The organism is Saprospira grandis str. Lewin, from assembly GCF_000250635.1.
Lineage (GTDB): Bacteria > Bacteroidota > Bacteroidia > Chitinophagales > Saprospiraceae > Saprospira > Saprospira grandis.
Map to the genome: position 1 here is coordinate 2210206 of NC_016940.1, position 16128 is coordinate 2226333.

A 16128-nucleotide genomic window follows, 5' to 3' on the forward strand; every position below is an offset into this window, starting at 1 on the left:
AGAGAAGCATTATGCCGGCCCAACCCTTCTGTTTTAGGGCTTGTTTAGAAAGCTATAGGAGATAAGCCAAAGGGATTCTCCTTAAAACTGTATTTTGCGACTTCATTTTAAAAAAAGCTAAATGTCAAAAATCTATCAATTATTTGCAGCTGCTTTTCTGCTGTCATCATCGGTCCTTACGGCCCAAAATATTGTATCTACCACGGCTCAGCCGCAGACCCATTTGCTAGAGGGGATCACGGGGGTAAATTGTTATTATTGTGCGGAAGAATTGGTGGAAATTAGGAGTTTGGAGCCAAATTATCGCTTTGTATATAGTCAATTGCATACATCGGCCTTTGCTCAGCCTCAGAATGGGCAGCTTGATTTTCGGAATGCTACGGCAGATGCCTTAGGGAGTTTGGCGGCTTATAATCAGTTGCCGGCGGCCATGATTAACCGTAAAAATATGGGGAATTTGGCCCAATCTGCGGGAAGTTTGGCGCTTAGTTTGGGCAATTGGGAGGCTGCGCTTAGCCAGTTGGATACCGTGACTGCGGTGGTCAATTTGGGTTTGGCTGCCGATTTGGACCTCAGTAGCCGTGAGCTCAATATTGTGGCAGAAAGCTACTATACGGCGGATAGTCCGAGAGATACCAACTATTTGCAGCTATATATTTTGCAAGATAGCGTTTTGAGTAGTCAGGCTGGGGCAGCGGATTTGGACCCTAGCAACCTCAATGCGGCTGGAGAGTATTGGCAGCGGAACGTTTTGCGGATGGAGTTGCCCCTTTTGACCCTTAGCCAAACCTCGGCCAGCAGCTTTCGGGCAGATAGTTTTCAGCTCAATTTGCCAGATTCTTTTCAGGGCGTTGCTTTAGATTTTTCTCAAGTTCGCATTTTGGGAGTATTGACCGAATCGGAGCAGGGGGCAGCCTTGAATGCGGCGCAGATTCGGCCCAGCTTTAGCTCGCCCGATCCATTATCTACGGAGATTGTGATGGGGCAATGGGCGGAGTCCTTTGCTAGTCTTTGTGGAACGACTACAAGTTATGAGTTGGAGATAGAAAATCTGGGGAGTACGCCTATTGACAGTCTAGAAATTAGTTATGACTTGAATTTGGGCCAAAATTCGGGCAGCCAGCAACTGTATTTTCAGCCTAGTTTGGCGCCGGGCTACAGCCAAAGGGTTGTGGTAGCGGATATTCCTGATTTTTTGCAGGCCAACAATAATATAGAATTAAGCATTAGCCAGATTAACGGGCAGGCCAACCCCAATGTGGATTATGTCAATGATGTGATTAGTCAGGCGCCAACTTTCCAATCGGATAGTGCGCAGGGCCAATTGCGAATTGTATTTGATAATTATCCGGAGGATGTGAGTTGGTCGCTGCGAGATTTGAGCATAGACAGTTTAATTTTGTATGGGGATAGCATTGATGCGGCAACTGTTAGTGTTGAGCAAAACTTTGAGGCTGTATCGGGACATTGCTATGAGTTTATGATTCAGGATGCTTTTGGCGATGGAATTTGCTGCGGTTATGGTTTGGGCTATTCTACCTTAGAAATTGGTGGATTGACCATTGATAGCAGTGGTAGTTTTGGCGCTCAGGGCGGTCTGCGTTTTCGCTGGCAGATGGGCCCCACTGCGGTAGAGCAGCTACTGACCTTGGAGGGGAAAATCTACCCCAATCCTTCTGCGGGTTTTCTACAATTGGAGCTCAACAGCCAAGAGGCTGGGCCTGCTCAGCTAGAGGTGTATAATGTTTTGGGCCAGAAAGCTCGCCCAAGCCAAAGCGTTGATCTCTTTGGGGGTAATCAAATTTTGCCACTAGAGCTAAGCGACCTACCCAATGGAAGTTACCAACTAGTTTTGCGGACGGCCAATGCTCAATTTAGCAAAATGCTTTTGATTCAGCAGCCCTAGCGTTTACAGCTAGCCTATGGCCACAAACAGCCATAGGCCTGCTCTTTCGAGACAGACCCATGGTACTAACCAAAACAAAACAAACATTAAAACCACTAAAAAACCATTAAAAGCCCCATCAAAACCCTCCTCCTATTAGATAGGATCTACGTATAGAGGAGGTAACAGGCAGCAATAGGTAGAAATTCTTGGAGAGCAGTGCGCATTGGCGGGCTGCTCTTTTTTATCTAATTGGCAGCGCTTTGTTTGCGCAAATGTTTTACGAGGCCATAAAGAACGGCAGCGGCCTCATTAGCCTTAGCTTCTAGTTCTTCTTGGATATTGGGCCCAAGCAACTGCAGTTCTAGCCCTAGGGCCAGCATACTGCGGCATTCGCTCAGGCTTTGTCGAGCATCTAAGAGGTATTGTTCTTGGGCCATTTTATGAAATTGTTCTTGGCCCAGGGCAACTTGATTGACCGCTCGGCTGGCGGTGAGCAAAAGGCTGTCTTTATACCAGCTTTGCTCGCAACTGTTTAGGCCTAGCTGTAGGGCTTTACAGAAGCCTGCTGTTTTTTGCCAGACCAAACTCTGTTTGAAATTGGGGTAAGCCATAAATTAAATTTAATTGGGGTGAGCAATAAGGATCGCTGATTAGGGTGTTTCTTTTCTGTGGGTCTCGCTAAGAGGGCATATAGCCATCATCGGCAAAACTGCAATAGTCGGTAGCTGCAACAATAATATGGTCCAAAACCTGCAGGTCTAAAATGCGGGCGCCTTGGCAGAGCTTTTCGGTAAGCTGAATATCTGCTTGGCTAGGCAGTTTATTGCCAGAGGGATGATTATGGACCAAAATCAGGGCACAGGCGCGTTCATACTCCAAGACTCGGCGGAAGATCTTTTTGGGGTCTACAGCCGTGCTGGCCAAGCCGCCTTCACTCAATTGTAATTTGGCCAACACTCGATTGGCCCGATTGAGCAAAAGCACCCAAAACTCTTCATGCGGAAGGTCCATCAGCAAGGGGGCCGCTAGGCGGTAGGCCTCTGCTGAAGACCGAATAATAGGCCGAGCTGGAAGTGCCGCTAATTGGCGCCTTCGCCCTAATTCCAAAGCCGCCGCAATGCGTATGGCTTTGGCCTGGCCCACCCCCGCAAATCCCTTTAGTTCTCGATGAGATAGTTCGCCTAAAACCTGCAAATTATTCTCTACCTTTTTGAGAATTTCGCGGGCTAATTCTACAGCCGTTTTGCCACTGCAACCAGAACTTAGTAAAATGGCAATGAGCTCGGCATCAGTCAATTGAGCCCCTCCTTTTTCCAAAAACTTTTCTCTTGGTCGCTCCGTAACCGCCCATTCTTTTATCGGCCGATGCCGATAGCTGCGTTCTTGGGCTACAGTAGGTTTATCCATGCGCTAATTGTTTTTGTGTTATCGTTTACTCAAATGTAAGGCGACTTTTTTAAATACGCAAGAGATATCTAACTTTTTTTCGTAAATATTTTTGAGTTACACTAGTTCGCTCTAAATTTTAGGTTGATATAAAATGGTTAATGCTAGGGGCGCGAAGCGCCTTGGCCTAGCGATGTGGAGCAGTGGCCCATAGGGCCAGACCGAGCCGCTGAAAGCGGCGAAGGGCCGAGCGAACAGCGAGCTGCGAAACGTAGCGCCCGCCGAAGGCGGGAGGCCCCAAATCAGTAAGACAGATTTTATCTTGATGGATGTTTGATAGGCAAAAAAAAGCCTCCTAAAAAAAGGAGGCTTTTGGTTTTATTTCTTCTGGCTGCTTTCGTCCAGATAGGTTTTTTCATCTTTGGTCAGGCTGTCATAGCCCGAGCTTCGTATCTTATCCAAAATGGCATCTACGCATTCCTGATGACTGAGATGTCGGTATTTTTGGGCAAAACTGCGACTATAGCCGCCATAGTTATTATTGCTGGTTTGGCTTTGGGCCGAGGCTTGCATGCTGCTGCTTTCCGTTTTGCGGTAGGCCATTTTGGGTCGAGGGCGACTTTTGGGCGTCACTTTAGCTTGGCGGCCCTCAAAAAGTGGATTGAGGGGAAGAGAAAGGTCGCGCCCTCTTCGGAGGAGGTAAATAAAGAGCCAACCCATGGCCGCTCCACCTAAATGCGCTAGATGTCCCCCCGAGTTATTGAGTGAAACCGAAACGAGGTCAATCAAAACAAAGGCTAGGGCCACATATTGCAATTGGACATTCCCAATCAGAATAAATCGCATGCTGGCCTTGGGCGTTAGGGCGGCAGCTGCCAAAACAACGCCCATTACTCCTGCCGAGGCCCCAACAATAACTGCTGTTGAACTTTGCCCATAAAAGGCCGGAAAAAGATTGTAGGACAATAAGAAGAAGAGCCCTCCACTAAGGCCCGACGATAAATAAATGCCCCAAATTTGCCGATCCTTAAGCAGGTTGTTGAGCAAACGACCAAACCAGTATAACACCAGCATATTCATGAGCAAATGCCAAATGCCGCTATGCAAAAACATATAGCTAAATAAGGTCCAAGGACGAATCAGCAGTTTGCTAGCATCAGCCGGCAGGTAGAGCCAGTTTTGTACTTCTGCCCAATAGGTTTCGGCCGAAATGCCAAACAAAAAGAATGGCAGTAGCAAAATATTGAGGCCCAAATGTGCCGCAACATTCAACATGATAAGCCGAATAACAGAGTTGCCCCGCTGATAATTATATTTTAAGTCTTGCCAAAGAGTGGTCATATTTTAATGTGATTGGGGAGTGTGACAAATGAATTTGATCGAATAAGTTGCTGTTTATTAAATAGAAAGAGGGATAATCAGTTTCAAAAAATACAAAATTTAATAGAGCTTTCCCGCTTTTTTCCAATACCAAATCATCAAATAACCAAAAAGAGCCCCGCCCAGATGCGCAAAATGCGCTACTCCAGCTTGCTGTCCAGAAAATCCCATGTATAAAGCTAATCCACCCATAATCAATACAAAGTATTTGGCTTTCATCGGAATCGGGGGAATCAATAACATGATCATCCGATTCGGAAATAAGGCCCCAAAGGCCGCCAATACCCCATAAATAGCCCCAGAAGCTCCCACCGCTGGCACATTCATAATGTCATAGGCGTACTGTAGTTGGTCCCGAACATCAGGAGATATGTTCCGATTGTAGGTCCCCTCTTCCAAAAATTGATCTCTAACCGCAGGATCTAAACCCTCTAAGGCATACTGAAATTCTATGTAGCCCGCCAATTGATGAAGAAAAACAGCTCCCAAGCCCGTAATGATGTAAAAAAGCAAAAAACGCTTGGCCCCCATCCGCCACTCTACATCTCGCCCAAACATATAAAGGGCAAACATGTTGAAAAAGATATGCGTAATGCTATACTGCGAGTGCATAAACATATGCGTCACAATCTGATAGGGCCGAAAATGCTCACTCATTATAGGATACATGGCAAACATATTATTCATCTCCGGAAAAATCATGGCCACAATGTACATGATCACATTGATGATAATTAAGTTCTTGACTACCTCCGGTAGCCGCATGCCGCTCTGTCCAATCATTCTTTCTATTTATTTGACCATAAAAAAAGGTTGCTCGATAAGGCCGAAACCCCTCCGAACAACCTTAAAAGTACAAAATTATATCTTTATTAACGCTAGGCTAACCCATAATTGCATTAACTTCTTTTACCTGAGGAATCATCCGCTTGAGCATGCCCTCAATTCCCGTTTTTAAGGTCACCGAAGAAGACGGACAACCACTACACGCTCCCTGCATCACTACACTCACTATCCCATCTTTGTAGGCCTTAAATTCAATGTTCCCGCCATCCATTTCTACGGCCGGACGAACATAGGTCTCCAAGATGTTCTTGATCTTGACCACAATCTCAGCCTCTTCTCCCTCATAATGCTCCTCTTCTTCAGCCTTCTGTGCCGCCTGAACCTCGTCAAAGCCATCCTTAACAACTGCCTTGCCTTCTTGCAAGTAGTTCTTAATGAAGCTCTTAAGTTCCAACATGATGTCGGCCCACTCAAAGTTGTGCCCCTTCGTAATGGTCACAAAATTGTTGCAAATATACACCCCATTTACTCCCGTTTGAGCAAATAAAGCCGCCGCCAAAGGCGACCATTCTTCCGCCAATTCACGGTCCTCATCCTTAAAATCAGCCGTGCGCTTGGGGTACAACATTTGGTTGGTTACAAACTTTAATGTCTCCGGATTGGGCGTTTGCTCAGTATACAGCATCACAGGCGGACGCTTGTTTTCTACGGTATTTTCCATAGTTGTATTCAGTGTTTTTGGCCTTTCTTGGCCCTTTAATTAGATCAGTTACAAAGTTAACAAAAAGTCTTCAGATTAGTTTGTGATTTAATAACTTGAGCTGTTAAGGGCTGTTTAAATCCTCTTTTTTTGGGGCCTCCGACGAGCGTAGCGAGGCGGCGGTTACTCCCTTCGGTCGTCGAAGACGAACTAAAGTTCTTGTTGTCGTTTATTCCCTTTGGTCATCGAACTGGCGCCCCTATAGGGGCTGGTTGTCACAGCTCGCTGTTATTTTGGGGCCTCCGCTGCGGCTTCGCCTTGCGGCGCTACGTTGCAGGGCTCGCAGGTCTGCTCGGCCCTGCGGCGGCTTTGCCGCCTTGGTCTGGCCTGACGGCCACCCTTCCACATCGCTAGGCCAAATGGACCGCCCTGCGCTTGGCGCCCTCTGCCACCCCCAAAATAAGACCTCCCCCTAGATTATATTCTGTATCTTAGATCCGCTAATCGCTTCCCTTATGCGCCTATGGATTTTTCTGCTTTTTTGGGCCAATCTACTCTCCGCCCAAGTTCCGCCTTCGGCTTATTATGCCAAAGAGCTGCCCATTCATTTGACCGATAGCCAAAGTCTTCAACTTTTTTCTCCGCCCCAATTTCTCCAAGGACCATTAGATAGCCTGCTCCAAAGGCCCCAATTTGCCATCTGGCAAACTGGCGATAGCCTGAGCTATCGCAGCTATTTGGTCCAAGAGGCCCCCAGCCAATTAATTACGGTCAGCCTTTTTGTCCAACCCAAACTCCTCTGGGATGACAATAAAGGAATTTATAGCAAAGGCCCCCGCGCTTGGCCCATCTTCCCCTATAAGGGCGCCAATTTCTACCAAAAGAAAGAGGTCCCTGCTCAGTTGGCATTAATAGATAGTAGTGGCCTACTCTGGGAAGGTCCCGTTGGCCTCAGCATTTTTGGCGGCAGTAGCCGAGCCTATGAACAAAAGTCTCTAGCCATTTATGCCCGCTCTTCTTATGGGGCCAAATGGATCCGCTACCCCATTTTTCCAGATTTACCTTATAAGAAGTATAAACGCCTGGTCCTCCGAAATTCGGGCAGTGGCTTTAAAGGCAGCCACCTCCGAGATGCTTTTATTGGCCAATTGGGCCGTGAATTGGGCCTGGGCGTTCAAGCCTACCGCCCCGCTAGGGTCTACATTAATGGCCAATATTGGGGCATCCTCAATATCCGAGAGAAATTGACGGCCCGCTATCTCGAACAGCATTATGGGGTAGATAAAGATAGTCTGGACCTGATGGAGTATAGTGTGAATGTTAATGCAGGTAGCTCCGCTCACTATTTGCGCCTGCGCAAGTATATGCAGCAACATAATTTGGCCGATAGCCAACATTATGCGCAAGTTGGCCGCTGGATGGATATCCAAAATTTTATGGATTATCAAATTATGCAAATCTATGTCGATAATCAGGACGCTGGCGGAAATATTAAGTTTTGGCGACCAAAAACAGCCAATGGCCGCTGGCAATGGCTGCTCTATGATACCGATTATGGCTTTGGCTTTTATAGTAAAGGCGGCTACGATTTTAATAGCCTGAAGTTTCATACGGAAGCCAATGGCCCCCGCTGGCCCAATCCGCCCTGGTCCACGTTTTTGCTCCGCCAATTGCTCAAAAATCAAGATTTTCGCCAAGCGTTTTTAGAACGTTTTTGCGACCGAATTAATGGCCACTTTCAAGCAGAACGGCTCTGCAACCGCCTAGATAGTATGGGCCAAGTTCTCCGTCCCGAACTTTGGCGCCACCAATTGCGCTGGCAATTGCACCACAGCCTCTGGACCAACCGCATGCAGGAGATGGCCGAGTTTGCCCACAAACGCCCAGCCTATATGGCCCAATTCTTAGCCGAGTTTTTTCCAGAGTTTGGTCCCCAACAAAGCCTTGTTCTGCAAACCCAAGGAGATGGCTTTGTCCGTGTCAATGATCTATATAATACAGAAGGCCTAGCCCAGGGCCTCTATTTTCAGGGACTAGGGCTGCGCCTAAAGGCGCAGCCCTATCTGGACCAAAGGTTCTCGCATTGGATCATCAATGGCCAACGCTATGAGGGCCAAAGTCTAGCATTGCCTCCCCAAGCTAGAGATAGCCTTTATATTACCGCCGTTTTTGAGCTGGCCCCAAAACGAGACCTGATCATTAATGAGTTTAGCTGCCGAGATACTCTTGCGGGCGATTGGATTGAGTTTTTTAATGCCAGCGCCCAAGCACTGCAGCTAGAAAAATATGCCCTAGAAGATGAAAAAGGCCATCGCTACCAATTTGCAGCGGGCCAATTGCCCGCTGGGGCCTATTTGGTCCTTTGTCGAGATAGCCTAGGCTTCAAAAAGCGCTTTCCAGATTTCTCGGGCCAGCTTTGGAGCGGCCTTAATTTTGGCCTAGGCGCCAAAAGCGATCAGCTTCTGCTCTATGCCCAAAATGAGTTGGTAGATAGCCTAAGCTACAAGCTGGGAAAGTCAAAAGATTCTTTATTTTTGTCCTTGGCCCTAAGGCATCCCTATCTGCAAAGAAGCAACTTTGCCCTCAACTGGAAAAAGGAGCGCAATGCAGGTAGCCCCGGCCAAGAAAATCCCATATACAGCAAAAAACGAAAAGAACGCAGCTTGTCCAAAAACTGGAAAGCCGCAAATTTTGCCCCCTATCTATGGGGATTAGCCCTTTTTCTGGCCCTGCTCTTGGCGGCCTATGGTTTGGGCCAATATCGAGGCAGGGAATAAGGCCAAGCCTCCTTGGCCTAGCGATGTGGAGGGGTGGCCGAAGGCCAGACCAAGCTTTTTTGAGCAAAGCGAAAAAAAGCGAAGGGCCGAGCAGACCTGCGAGCCCCGCAGCGTAGCGCCGCAGCTTTGCTGCGGAGGCCCCAAAAAAATAAAAAGAAATAGCATGTCAATAGTTGTAGAAAATCTGAGCAAAGTATATGGCGAGCAAACCGCCGTCGATAACCTGAGTTTTGAACTAAAAAAAGGCGAAATTCTCGGCTTTTTGGGGCCCAATGGCGCCGGGAAAAGCAGCACGATGAAAATGCTGACCACCTTTATTCCACCTACTTCTGGGCGGGCATTTGTGGCTGGTTTTGATATCGAAAAAGAGGGGGATGAACTGCGCAAAAGAGTGGGCTATCTGCCCCAAGATAATCCCCTTTATTTGGATATGTATGTGCGAGAATATCTGCTTTTTATTGCGGGTTTGCATCGTTTGGACCGCAAAAAAGCGCGGGTAGATCAGATGATTGAGCAAACGGGCCTGAGTCGAGAAGCGCATAAATTGATCGGGAGTTTATCGGGCGGATATCGCCAAAGGGTGGGCCTAGCGCAAGCCCTTTTGCATGATCCCGAAGTGCTGATTTTAGATGAGCCGACCTCGGGTTTGGACCCCAACCAATTGGTGGAAATTCGGGCGCTGGTGCGCCAACTAGGGGAGGAGAAAACCGTTTTATTTTCTTCTCATATTATGCAAGAAATTGAGGCCCTTTGCGATCGGGTCCTCATCCTGAACCGCGGTAAATTGGTGGCCGATGACCGCATTAGCAATTTGCAGACGAAATTGGGCCAAGAACAAAGAGTAAAAGTGCTTTTCAAAGAAAAAGTGAGCCGCCAACAACTAGAGAAATTGGGCCAAGTAGAACCCCTTGGCGGAGGGGCATTTTTGCTCAGCTCTAGCCAAAAAAACGATTTACGAGAAGCGCTTTTCCGTTTTGCGGTAGACCAAAAGTTGAGCTTGCTGGAACTGGTGCCCGAACGTTCTAGCATTGAGCAGGTCTTCCAAAAACTGACTAGCTAAATCGACCGCTAGGCCTCTTTTTCCGTAAAGAGTTTAGATTTCCCCACTACAACTAATGCGATTATGATGCGATGGAAAAAATGGCGTAAAATCGGTCTTTTATTTAGCCTTTTTCTGGGCTTGAGCTTTATTTCAGATGCCTGTATGCAATTTAGAATGTCGGACAAAAAGGTCCAAAAGAAGTTTAAAAAGCTGCCCATCAAGCCCAAAATTGGCCGCTATGAATTGGATGGCCGAACCATTCGCTATTTGGAATTAGGGCCAGAAGATGCCCCGACCATCGTTTTTATTCATGGTGCGCCAGGTTCTTCACAGGACTATATGAAGTATTTGCAGGATAGCAGTTTGTACCAAAACTATCATCTTTTGGCCGTAGATCGCCCTGGCTATGGCTATTCTAATTTTGGCAAAGCCCTACCCTCTATTGCCGAGCAGGCCCGCTATCTGGCGCCCGTTTTGGCCCTCAATCAATACAAAAAACCGCCGATTTTGGTGGGCCATTCTTATGGTGGGCCGGTGGCTGTTCGTCTGGCCATGGATTATCCCGAGCAGACGGGCCCGCTTTACCTTTTGGCCTCGGCCCTAGACCCTGAGCACGAGAAGGTGTTCTGGTTCAATTACCCTATGCGCTATACCATTTTTAACTGGCCTTTGCCCCGCTCGCTAAAGGTGGCCAATAAAGAAAAATTGGCCCATGCCAAGGAGCTAGAAGAGATGTTGCCATTTTGGGAAAACTTAGAAAATGAAACGGTTTTGGTCCATGGCCGAAACGATAAGATTGTCCCTATAGAAAACTCTTATTTCGCTGAAAAAGCCCTAACTAAGGCCCCTGTAGACAGCATCTATCAAGACAAAATGAACCACTTCCTGATCTGGAACCGCTATGAGCTGATCCGTGATCGCTTGCTGGAGTTGGCCAATAATTATACTAAGGACTAACTGTTTTTGGGGCTGCCCCTTCCGCTAGGTTAACACCCAGCGCAAAGCGGTATGGCTTTGCGAAGCTACACAAAATGAGGGTTGAAACCCTCATGAATTATCGCTCAGGTCGGGCTGTGCGGGGGCTCGCTGCTCGCTCGGCCGTTATTCCCTTTGGTCATCGAACTGCGGCTTTCAGCCTTGTTGTCGCTTTTTTCGCTTTGCTCAAAAAGCTCGGTCTGGCCTTCGGCCACCCCCTACCATCCCTCAGCCTGCGGCCCCTTCGGGGCCTGTAGGAGCAGCGTTAGATTAGACAGAAATACATTTTATTATAGGCTTGGTGTGTAAATAAAAAAACACTATCATTGTACTTAAAAGTAAAAAAGAGTCAATGAAGTATGTTTATTTATTGCTGATTTTTGTTGTATTGTCTGCTTGTGTTAGTTCTAAGGACAGAGGTTCTGACTACTATTATGAAGCCATACTTATCCCGAAAGAAGAGTTAGTCATTAGTTATCCTAAGTTATACTATCCCATTTATCCAAACTTCAGAATAGAAAACGGCAAGAAATATTTGGCTATATATGAGACCCAAAAGCGCCAAATCCTTAGCTTTTCTATGGAAGATGGGCAATTATTACAAACTACAGAGGCAGATTTTAATCCTAGCGGAAAACAACATCTCTATAGTTTTCACTACCATAATGATGACTCTATATTTTTAGGCCTTTCTGCCTCTCCCCATCCTAATTATTGGCACGACAGCTGTTTAGTTCAAATCAATAAGGAGGGCCTGGTTCAAAAGGTTTACCCTGTTTACCAGCTTCCTGTTCGCTCATCTCTCCAAGCCGATTATCCCAAAGATTGCGCAACCCTAATTGCTTTTCATAAAGGTAATATTCATTATGAACAGGGCCGTCTCCATTTACTCTTATCCCGCTATCGCTATTATCCCGGAGATAGCATGTTTGAAGCGGAACCAATGCCTATAGCGGCTTATATGGACCTTAGCGATAAGGCTGTTTCCTATTATCCCTTAAGGCATAAAACGCCTGCTGATATTATAGGTAAAGGCTTTTTAGCCCGAAACTATAACTTTGTTCGTTGGACCTTTAATGAATCGGGTAGCACGCTCTTTGGTTTTGGACATACGTCTATGCTTTATCTAAATAAAATTGGCCAGTCTAAAGTAGATTCATTTCGTATAAGTAGTCTACTAACTGATAGCCTTTGGCTAAATCTTTATCCAGAAGGAGGAAGTGCTCCACAGTTTGATTACCAATCTGCAGAATACCTCAAGCTATATAGAGACCCTTATCAAGAAAGATATGCTAGAGTATTTCGCTTAGCGGATAGTAGCTTAACCTCAAATCCCTTTGATCCTCGCTTTGATAGCCAACATAGTCCTGCCGCTACTCTAATCCTTTTTAATGAAGCAGGAGAACAATTAGGGGAGACGCTTATCCCTGAAGGATATAGCATTCGTAGCTTTTTCTTTGACGAGGACGGCATCTGGCTACACAATAGGGAGAAGTCTATGGCAGAGAAAAAATTAGTTCTGCAAAAGTTTGCCATCAAAAAAAAGAGAACAACTAAAGCGGCTTTCCAAAAAGAAGTAGCTCAAGAATTAACTAAAAGAGCTCGAGAACGAGCGGCGCAATAAACTCCGTAATCCAAAAAAACAAAAAGGGGCGGTCGCTACTAGCGACCGCCCCTTTTCTCTAGTTCAAGACCTAATATTTCTTTGTTTTTTGCTCTTTAGAGGTATACCAACACTGGGTACCAGAATCATTACAAGAATATTGGCCCATTTTCCAATCTAAGCAAAGCCAATGCAGCCCTTGGGCATCCTTTAAGCCATTGATGGTCATATTGGGCTTGTTGTAATAACTACGAATAGCCTTTACTGCCCGATCCCAATCACTTTGGCTACCAATAAGAACCTCGGCCCAAGCATGGCCCCCGCCACTACAGCGGCCCACCATAATTCTCGATACGCCACCAATAGATTCTATACAAGAGGCCGTTAGGGCCGCAAAATCATCACAGTCGCCAGCCAAATCTACCGCAATGGTCCGATCGGCAGGGGAGTAGAAGTCATCTCTTAGGACTGTGGGGTCATTGACATAGCTCCAATGCGAACTGAGGTGCATATGCAAGGCACAAATCTGCTTAATTCCGTTGCGGCCTGGCAATCCCCGCTGATAATCATAATAGGGTCCAGATTCTGCCTTGACCAAAGAGACCGCAAAGTCCCGCACACAAGGCTGTCCAGGTACAACCGCCTCCGCAATGCGCTTCACCATCTTGCTGGATTCTTTAGAGCTGGCACACCAACTAAAATCCTTGAGGTTTTTCCGTTGTTGAGCCATCTGCTTGGCATATTCTTCATTTTGCTTCTTGAGCTCTTCTATGGTCTGCTGGTCTTCCTCCATCCGAGAAATGCGCTCCTGCAACTCTTTAATTTTGGCCTCTTTTTCTCCCTCTTCTAAGCTTTCATCTTCCTCTACTTTTTGTAGATACTGCTTAACCGAAGGCAATTTGAGGTACTTCTTATCAATCATTTTTCCCAATTTCTGCATACCTGCATCCACAGAAATCTCAAAGTCCTGATTCTCTAAACGCAACCAATTCATTTGATCTGTGGTCACTAAAAACCCAATGGGCAAGATGACCAAGGCCGCTAGCTCTGCAAAAAGGGGAATCCTATGGTTGAAACTCATCAAAATGCCACTACTGACCGTAATGATGCCTACTATATAATTTAATTGCGGCACCGACAAAAAGCCAATTCCTGCGGCCCAATTCCTAAACCAGCCCATAAAACTAATTTCTACAGCCGTAGAAATTAAAAAGAAGCCAATGAGGTAGCCCACAAAGGTGGCACTCACATTATGCCCGCCACCAAAAAGGAACATCAGGCCCATCAGGATAAAGGCAATAACTGTCATGAGAGAGCGATCGCCCCAAGGAGCAATGTTTTCCAGAAAATTGACGGGGCCCTCCCAGCCTGCAGCATAAAATAGCCCAGGCACCAACATCAAGATGCCAATGAAACCAATAAGGCTAAAGATTTTTTGTAGTAAGGATAGTTTTTTCATAGACCGTATGGGGTTTTGGGAATAAAAAGCAACTTAGCGTTGAAACACTAGCAAAATACGTTTTTTTTAGGGATTAAATTCCCTAATTACTTAATCTTTGGGCCTTTTTGCCTCCTACAGGCCCAAAGGGCCGCAGGCAATAGCCAAATTTAAACGCACTTCCTTTTATAGTTTGCAGCAATTTCCCGCTAGTCGGCCCTATTTTTCTCGGCCATAGCGAAGGCTATGCCCTTAAAAAATAGCTGGCCTAACCCAAAATTCATAGCAAAGCATGGTCAAAGCAGCTCGATTAAATCTGGCTGAGGGGCTGTAGCAGGGCCGCCGAAGGCGGCAGACCAAAGCGCTGAAAGCGCTGCAGGGCCGAGCAGACCTGCGAGCTGCGCAATGGCCCGACCCGAGCGAAGCGAGTGGGCAGCCCCTAAAAAAGCGGAACTAAAAATAAATTGTCTCGGCTCATCCAGCTGCTATTGCCAATATAATGATGGCTGTTGCTAATGACCACCACTCCGTTTTCATAGACCTGCAAAACCAGATTTTCCCAATCTTCTCGCCTCGCTTTGGCCGCCTTCCAGAAACGGCGCAAAGGGCCCGTTTTGCCCGCATAGAGCTTAAAACTACAGGGCTTAAACTGATGGATATCTGGATTTGGGCCCTGATAATGGTAAAAACTACTAAAATGAAGCAGCCGATAGCGCCGCCCTAACTGGGCTTTTTCGTCTAGCTGGACTTGGCCGACATTCCTTTGCGCTCCTTGCAAAAAGCTACTGCCCAAGGCTGGGCCGGGACTGATGGGCCAGCCCAAACTGCCCAATTGGGCCTGGGCCTCTGGAGACAGGCGAATGATTTTATCGGCCTGCGGATGCAAATTGGCCATAAATAGGCTGTCTCCAGCCGCAAAATGGCAGGCGCAAAGGCTGTCCCAAAGTTGCTGCTCTTCTAAGCTAAAACTACTCTGTTCTAAGCGCTGGTATAAAAGCTGCTCCAAACGCAAAAAGCCCAAGCTATCAGATAGTTGGGCCGATAAGGGCGCACTGGCTAAAAGTAGAACCGCATAAAGTAGTTTAATGAACTTCATTTTTTTCCTTAATTGCGGCCAAAACCTGCTGCCAGCGCCAAGCCGACTGCATGATGTCCCCAATATCATAACTGGGGGTCCAGCCCAAACGATCTTTGGCCTTTTGATAATTGGCATAAATGGCGGCCACATCGCCCGCTCGAGCAGGAGCCAAACGATAGTTTAGGGGCTGTTGGGTTGCGGCCTCTGTGGCCCGAATGGCCTCTAGGACCGTAACGCCCTCGCCAATCCCAATATTAAAGACTTCCAGGCGCTCTTCATTGCGGCCATCTTGCAGGTAGCTCAGGGCCAAACGGTGGGCCTTGGCCAGATCCATAATATGTATATAATCACGGATGCAGCTGCCGTCTCTAGTGGCGTAATCTTGGCCAAAAACCTGAAATTCGTCTCGCCAACCCATGGCCACCTCCATCAAAATAGGCACTAAATTATAGGACTGCTTTTGCGGAAATTCGCCCAATAGCCCCGAGGGATGCGCTCCCGCAGGATTAAAATAACGCAACAAAATGGCCTGCTGCTCTGGATAAGCCTGCAAAAAATCCCGAATGATTTCTTCCGACATCTGTTTGCTGCGAGCATAAGGACTCTCGGCCCGCCCAATGGGCGTTTGCTCATCCACGGGCAGTTGCTCCACATTGCCATAAACCGAGCAAGAGGAGGAAAAAATAAGCTGCTTGACCCCATGCTTCTGCATCTGCTCCAACAACTGACAAAGGCCCATCAGGTTGTTTTGATAGTAGCGCAAAGGCTGAGCAACTGACTCCGGCACACTCTTTAAAGCCGCAAAATGAATGACCGCAGTAATTTCTGGCTCGGCCAAAAAAACTTGGGCCAGCCCCTCCGCATCACACAAATCTACTGCATAATGCCGAATCGTCTGGCCCGTGATGTCTTCCAAACGGCCCAAAATTTCAGGTGATGAACGAATATGGCTGTCTAAACTGATAAATTCATAGCCCGCCTGAGCGAGCTCCAAAAGGCAATGGCTCCCAATGTAGCCCGTTGCCCCGGTAAGCAATACTTTGGCCATTAGGGAAGTTGGATTTTATTAAACGTG

The 16128-nt window shown here is 47.0% G+C and carries 13 protein-coding genes; 5 read left to right on the forward strand and 8 right to left on the reverse strand.

All coding sequences use genetic code 11. From position 1 onward, the window contains the following. The first annotated feature begins 121 nt into the window (after positions 1-121). Positions 122-1906 (forward strand): T9SS type A sorting domain-containing protein, encoded by a 1785-nt coding sequence (locus SGRA_RS09920; protein ID WP_015692538.1) that lies wholly within the window; start codon positions 122-124, stop codon positions 1904-1906. Between the two features lie 227 nt (positions 1907-2133). On the opposite strand, the gene SGRA_RS09925 is transcribed toward SGRA_RS09920, so the two are convergent. From SGRA_RS09925 to SGRA_RS09945, 5 genes are all read right to left on the reverse strand, one after another. Further along, positions 2134-2499: a four helix bundle protein gene (locus SGRA_RS09925; protein ID WP_015692539.1), complete on the reverse strand. Its 366-nt coding sequence runs from the start codon at positions 2497-2499 to the stop codon at positions 2134-2136. Positions 2500-2566: 67 nt separating this feature from the next. After that, positions 2567-3295 carry a RadC family protein gene (gene radC, locus SGRA_RS09930; RefSeq protein WP_015692540.1) on the reverse strand — a complete coding sequence of 243 codons (729 nt, stop codon included), beginning with the start codon at positions 3293-3295 and terminating at the stop codon, positions 2567-2569. A gap of 357 nt (positions 3296-3652) precedes the next feature. Then, positions 3653-4615, reverse strand: a complete 963-nt coding sequence (locus SGRA_RS09935) for a rhomboid family protein (RefSeq protein WP_015692541.1) — start codon at positions 4613-4615, stop codon at positions 3653-3655. A 99-nt stretch (positions 4616-4714) separates the two neighbouring features. Beyond that, a complete protein-coding gene (locus tag SGRA_RS09940) occupies positions 4715-5437 on the reverse strand; it encodes a rhomboid family intramembrane serine protease (RefSeq protein ID WP_015692542.1) in 723 nt (240 codons plus the stop codon). Positions 5438-5537: 100 nt separating this feature from the next. Then, the gene (locus SGRA_RS09945) at positions 5538-6161 is read right to left on the reverse strand and encodes a NifU family protein (RefSeq protein WP_015692543.1); all 624 of its coding nucleotides are present in this window, start codon (positions 6159-6161) and stop codon (positions 5538-5540) included. Between the two features lie 494 nt (positions 6162-6655). On the opposite strand from SGRA_RS09945, the gene SGRA_RS09950 reads away from it, so the two are divergent. The 4 genes from SGRA_RS09950 (at position 6656) to SGRA_RS09970 (ending at position 12558) form a co-directional block, all read left to right on the forward strand. Then, complete coding sequence (locus SGRA_RS09950; RefSeq protein WP_015692544.1) at positions 6656-8917, forward strand: CotH kinase family protein; 2262 nt, start codon at positions 6656-6658, stop codon at positions 8915-8917. A gap of 163 nt (positions 8918-9080) precedes the next feature. Beyond that, the gene (locus SGRA_RS09955) at positions 9081-9977 is read left to right on the forward strand and encodes an ATP-binding cassette domain-containing protein (RefSeq protein WP_041329901.1); all 897 of its coding nucleotides are present in this window, start codon (positions 9081-9083) and stop codon (positions 9975-9977) included. Between the two features lie 63 nt (positions 9978-10040). Further along, entirely contained in the window at positions 10041-10916 is an 876-nt protein-coding gene (locus SGRA_RS09960) for an alpha/beta fold hydrolase (protein WP_015692546.1), read from the forward strand. 370 nt (positions 10917-11286) lie between these two features. After that, on the forward strand, positions 11287-12558 hold the full coding sequence (locus tag SGRA_RS09970; RefSeq protein WP_015692548.1) for a DUF4221 family protein: 1272 nt from the start codon (positions 11287-11289) through the stop codon (positions 12556-12558). Between the two features lie 70 nt (positions 12559-12628). On the opposite strand, the gene SGRA_RS09975 is transcribed toward SGRA_RS09970, so the two are convergent. The 3 genes from SGRA_RS09975 to galE form a co-directional block, all read right to left on the reverse strand. Beyond that, on the reverse strand, positions 12629-13996 hold the full coding sequence (locus tag SGRA_RS09975; RefSeq protein WP_015692549.1) for a transglutaminase domain-containing protein: 1368 nt from the start codon (positions 13994-13996) through the stop codon (positions 12629-12631). A gap of 418 nt (positions 13997-14414) precedes the next feature. After that, positions 14415-15071: a hypothetical protein gene (locus tag SGRA_RS09980; RefSeq protein WP_015692550.1), complete on the reverse strand. Its 657-nt coding sequence runs from the start codon at positions 15069-15071 to the stop codon at positions 14415-14417. Further along, the gene (gene galE / locus SGRA_RS09985) at positions 15058-16101 is read right to left on the reverse strand and encodes a UDP-glucose 4-epimerase GalE (RefSeq protein ID WP_015692551.1); all 1044 of its coding nucleotides are present in this window, start codon (positions 16099-16101) and stop codon (positions 15058-15060) included. The genes SGRA_RS09980 and galE overlap by 14 nt, the downstream gene beginning before the upstream one ends. Positions 16102-16128: the final 27 nt, after the last annotated feature.

What these genes read in the sequence shown, in the direction of transcription:
- SGRA_RS09960 (WP_015692546.1), top strand. Translation starts at nt 10,041, where the DNA reads ATGATGCGATGGAAAAAATGGCGTAAAATCGGTCTTTTATTTAGCCTT.
- SGRA_RS09945 (WP_015692543.1), bottom strand. Translation starts at nt 6,161, where the DNA reads ATGGAAAATACCGTAGAAAACAAGCGTCCGCCTGTGATGCTGTATACT.
- radC (WP_015692540.1), bottom strand. Translation starts at nt 3,295, where the DNA reads ATGGATAAACCTACTGTAGCCCAAGAACGCAGCTATCGGCATCGGCCG.
- SGRA_RS09935 (WP_015692541.1), bottom strand. Translation starts at nt 4,615, where the DNA reads ATGACCACTCTTTGGCAAGACTTAAAATATAATTATCAGCGGGGCAAC.
- SGRA_RS09970 (WP_015692548.1), top strand. Translation starts at nt 11,287, where the DNA reads ATGAAGTATGTTTATTTATTGCTGATTTTTGTTGTATTGTCTGCTTGT.
- SGRA_RS09950 (WP_015692544.1), top strand. Translation starts at nt 6,656, where the DNA reads ATGCGCCTATGGATTTTTCTGCTTTTTTGGGCCAATCTACTCTCCGCC.
- SGRA_RS09940 (WP_015692542.1), bottom strand. Translation starts at nt 5,437, where the DNA reads ATGATTGGACAGAGCGGCATGCGGCTACCGGAGGTAGTCAAGAACTTA.
- SGRA_RS09920 (WP_015692538.1), top strand. Translation starts at nt 122, where the DNA reads ATGTCAAAAATCTATCAATTATTTGCAGCTGCTTTTCTGCTGTCATCA.
- SGRA_RS09925 (WP_015692539.1), bottom strand. Translation starts at nt 2,499, where the DNA reads ATGGCTTACCCCAATTTCAAACAGAGTTTGGTCTGGCAAAAAACAGCA.
- SGRA_RS09980 (WP_015692550.1), bottom strand. Translation starts at nt 15,071, where the DNA reads ATGAAGTTCATTAAACTACTTTATGCGGTTCTACTTTTAGCCAGTGCG.
- SGRA_RS09975 (WP_015692549.1), bottom strand. Translation starts at nt 13,996, where the DNA reads ATGAAAAAACTATCCTTACTACAAAAAATCTTTAGCCTTATTGGTTTC.
- SGRA_RS09955 (WP_041329901.1), top strand. Translation starts at nt 9,081, where the DNA reads ATGTCAATAGTTGTAGAAAATCTGAGCAAAGTATATGGCGAGCAAACC.
- galE (WP_015692551.1), bottom strand. Translation starts at nt 16,101, where the DNA reads ATGGCCAAAGTATTGCTTACCGGGGCAACGGGCTACATTGGGAGCCAT.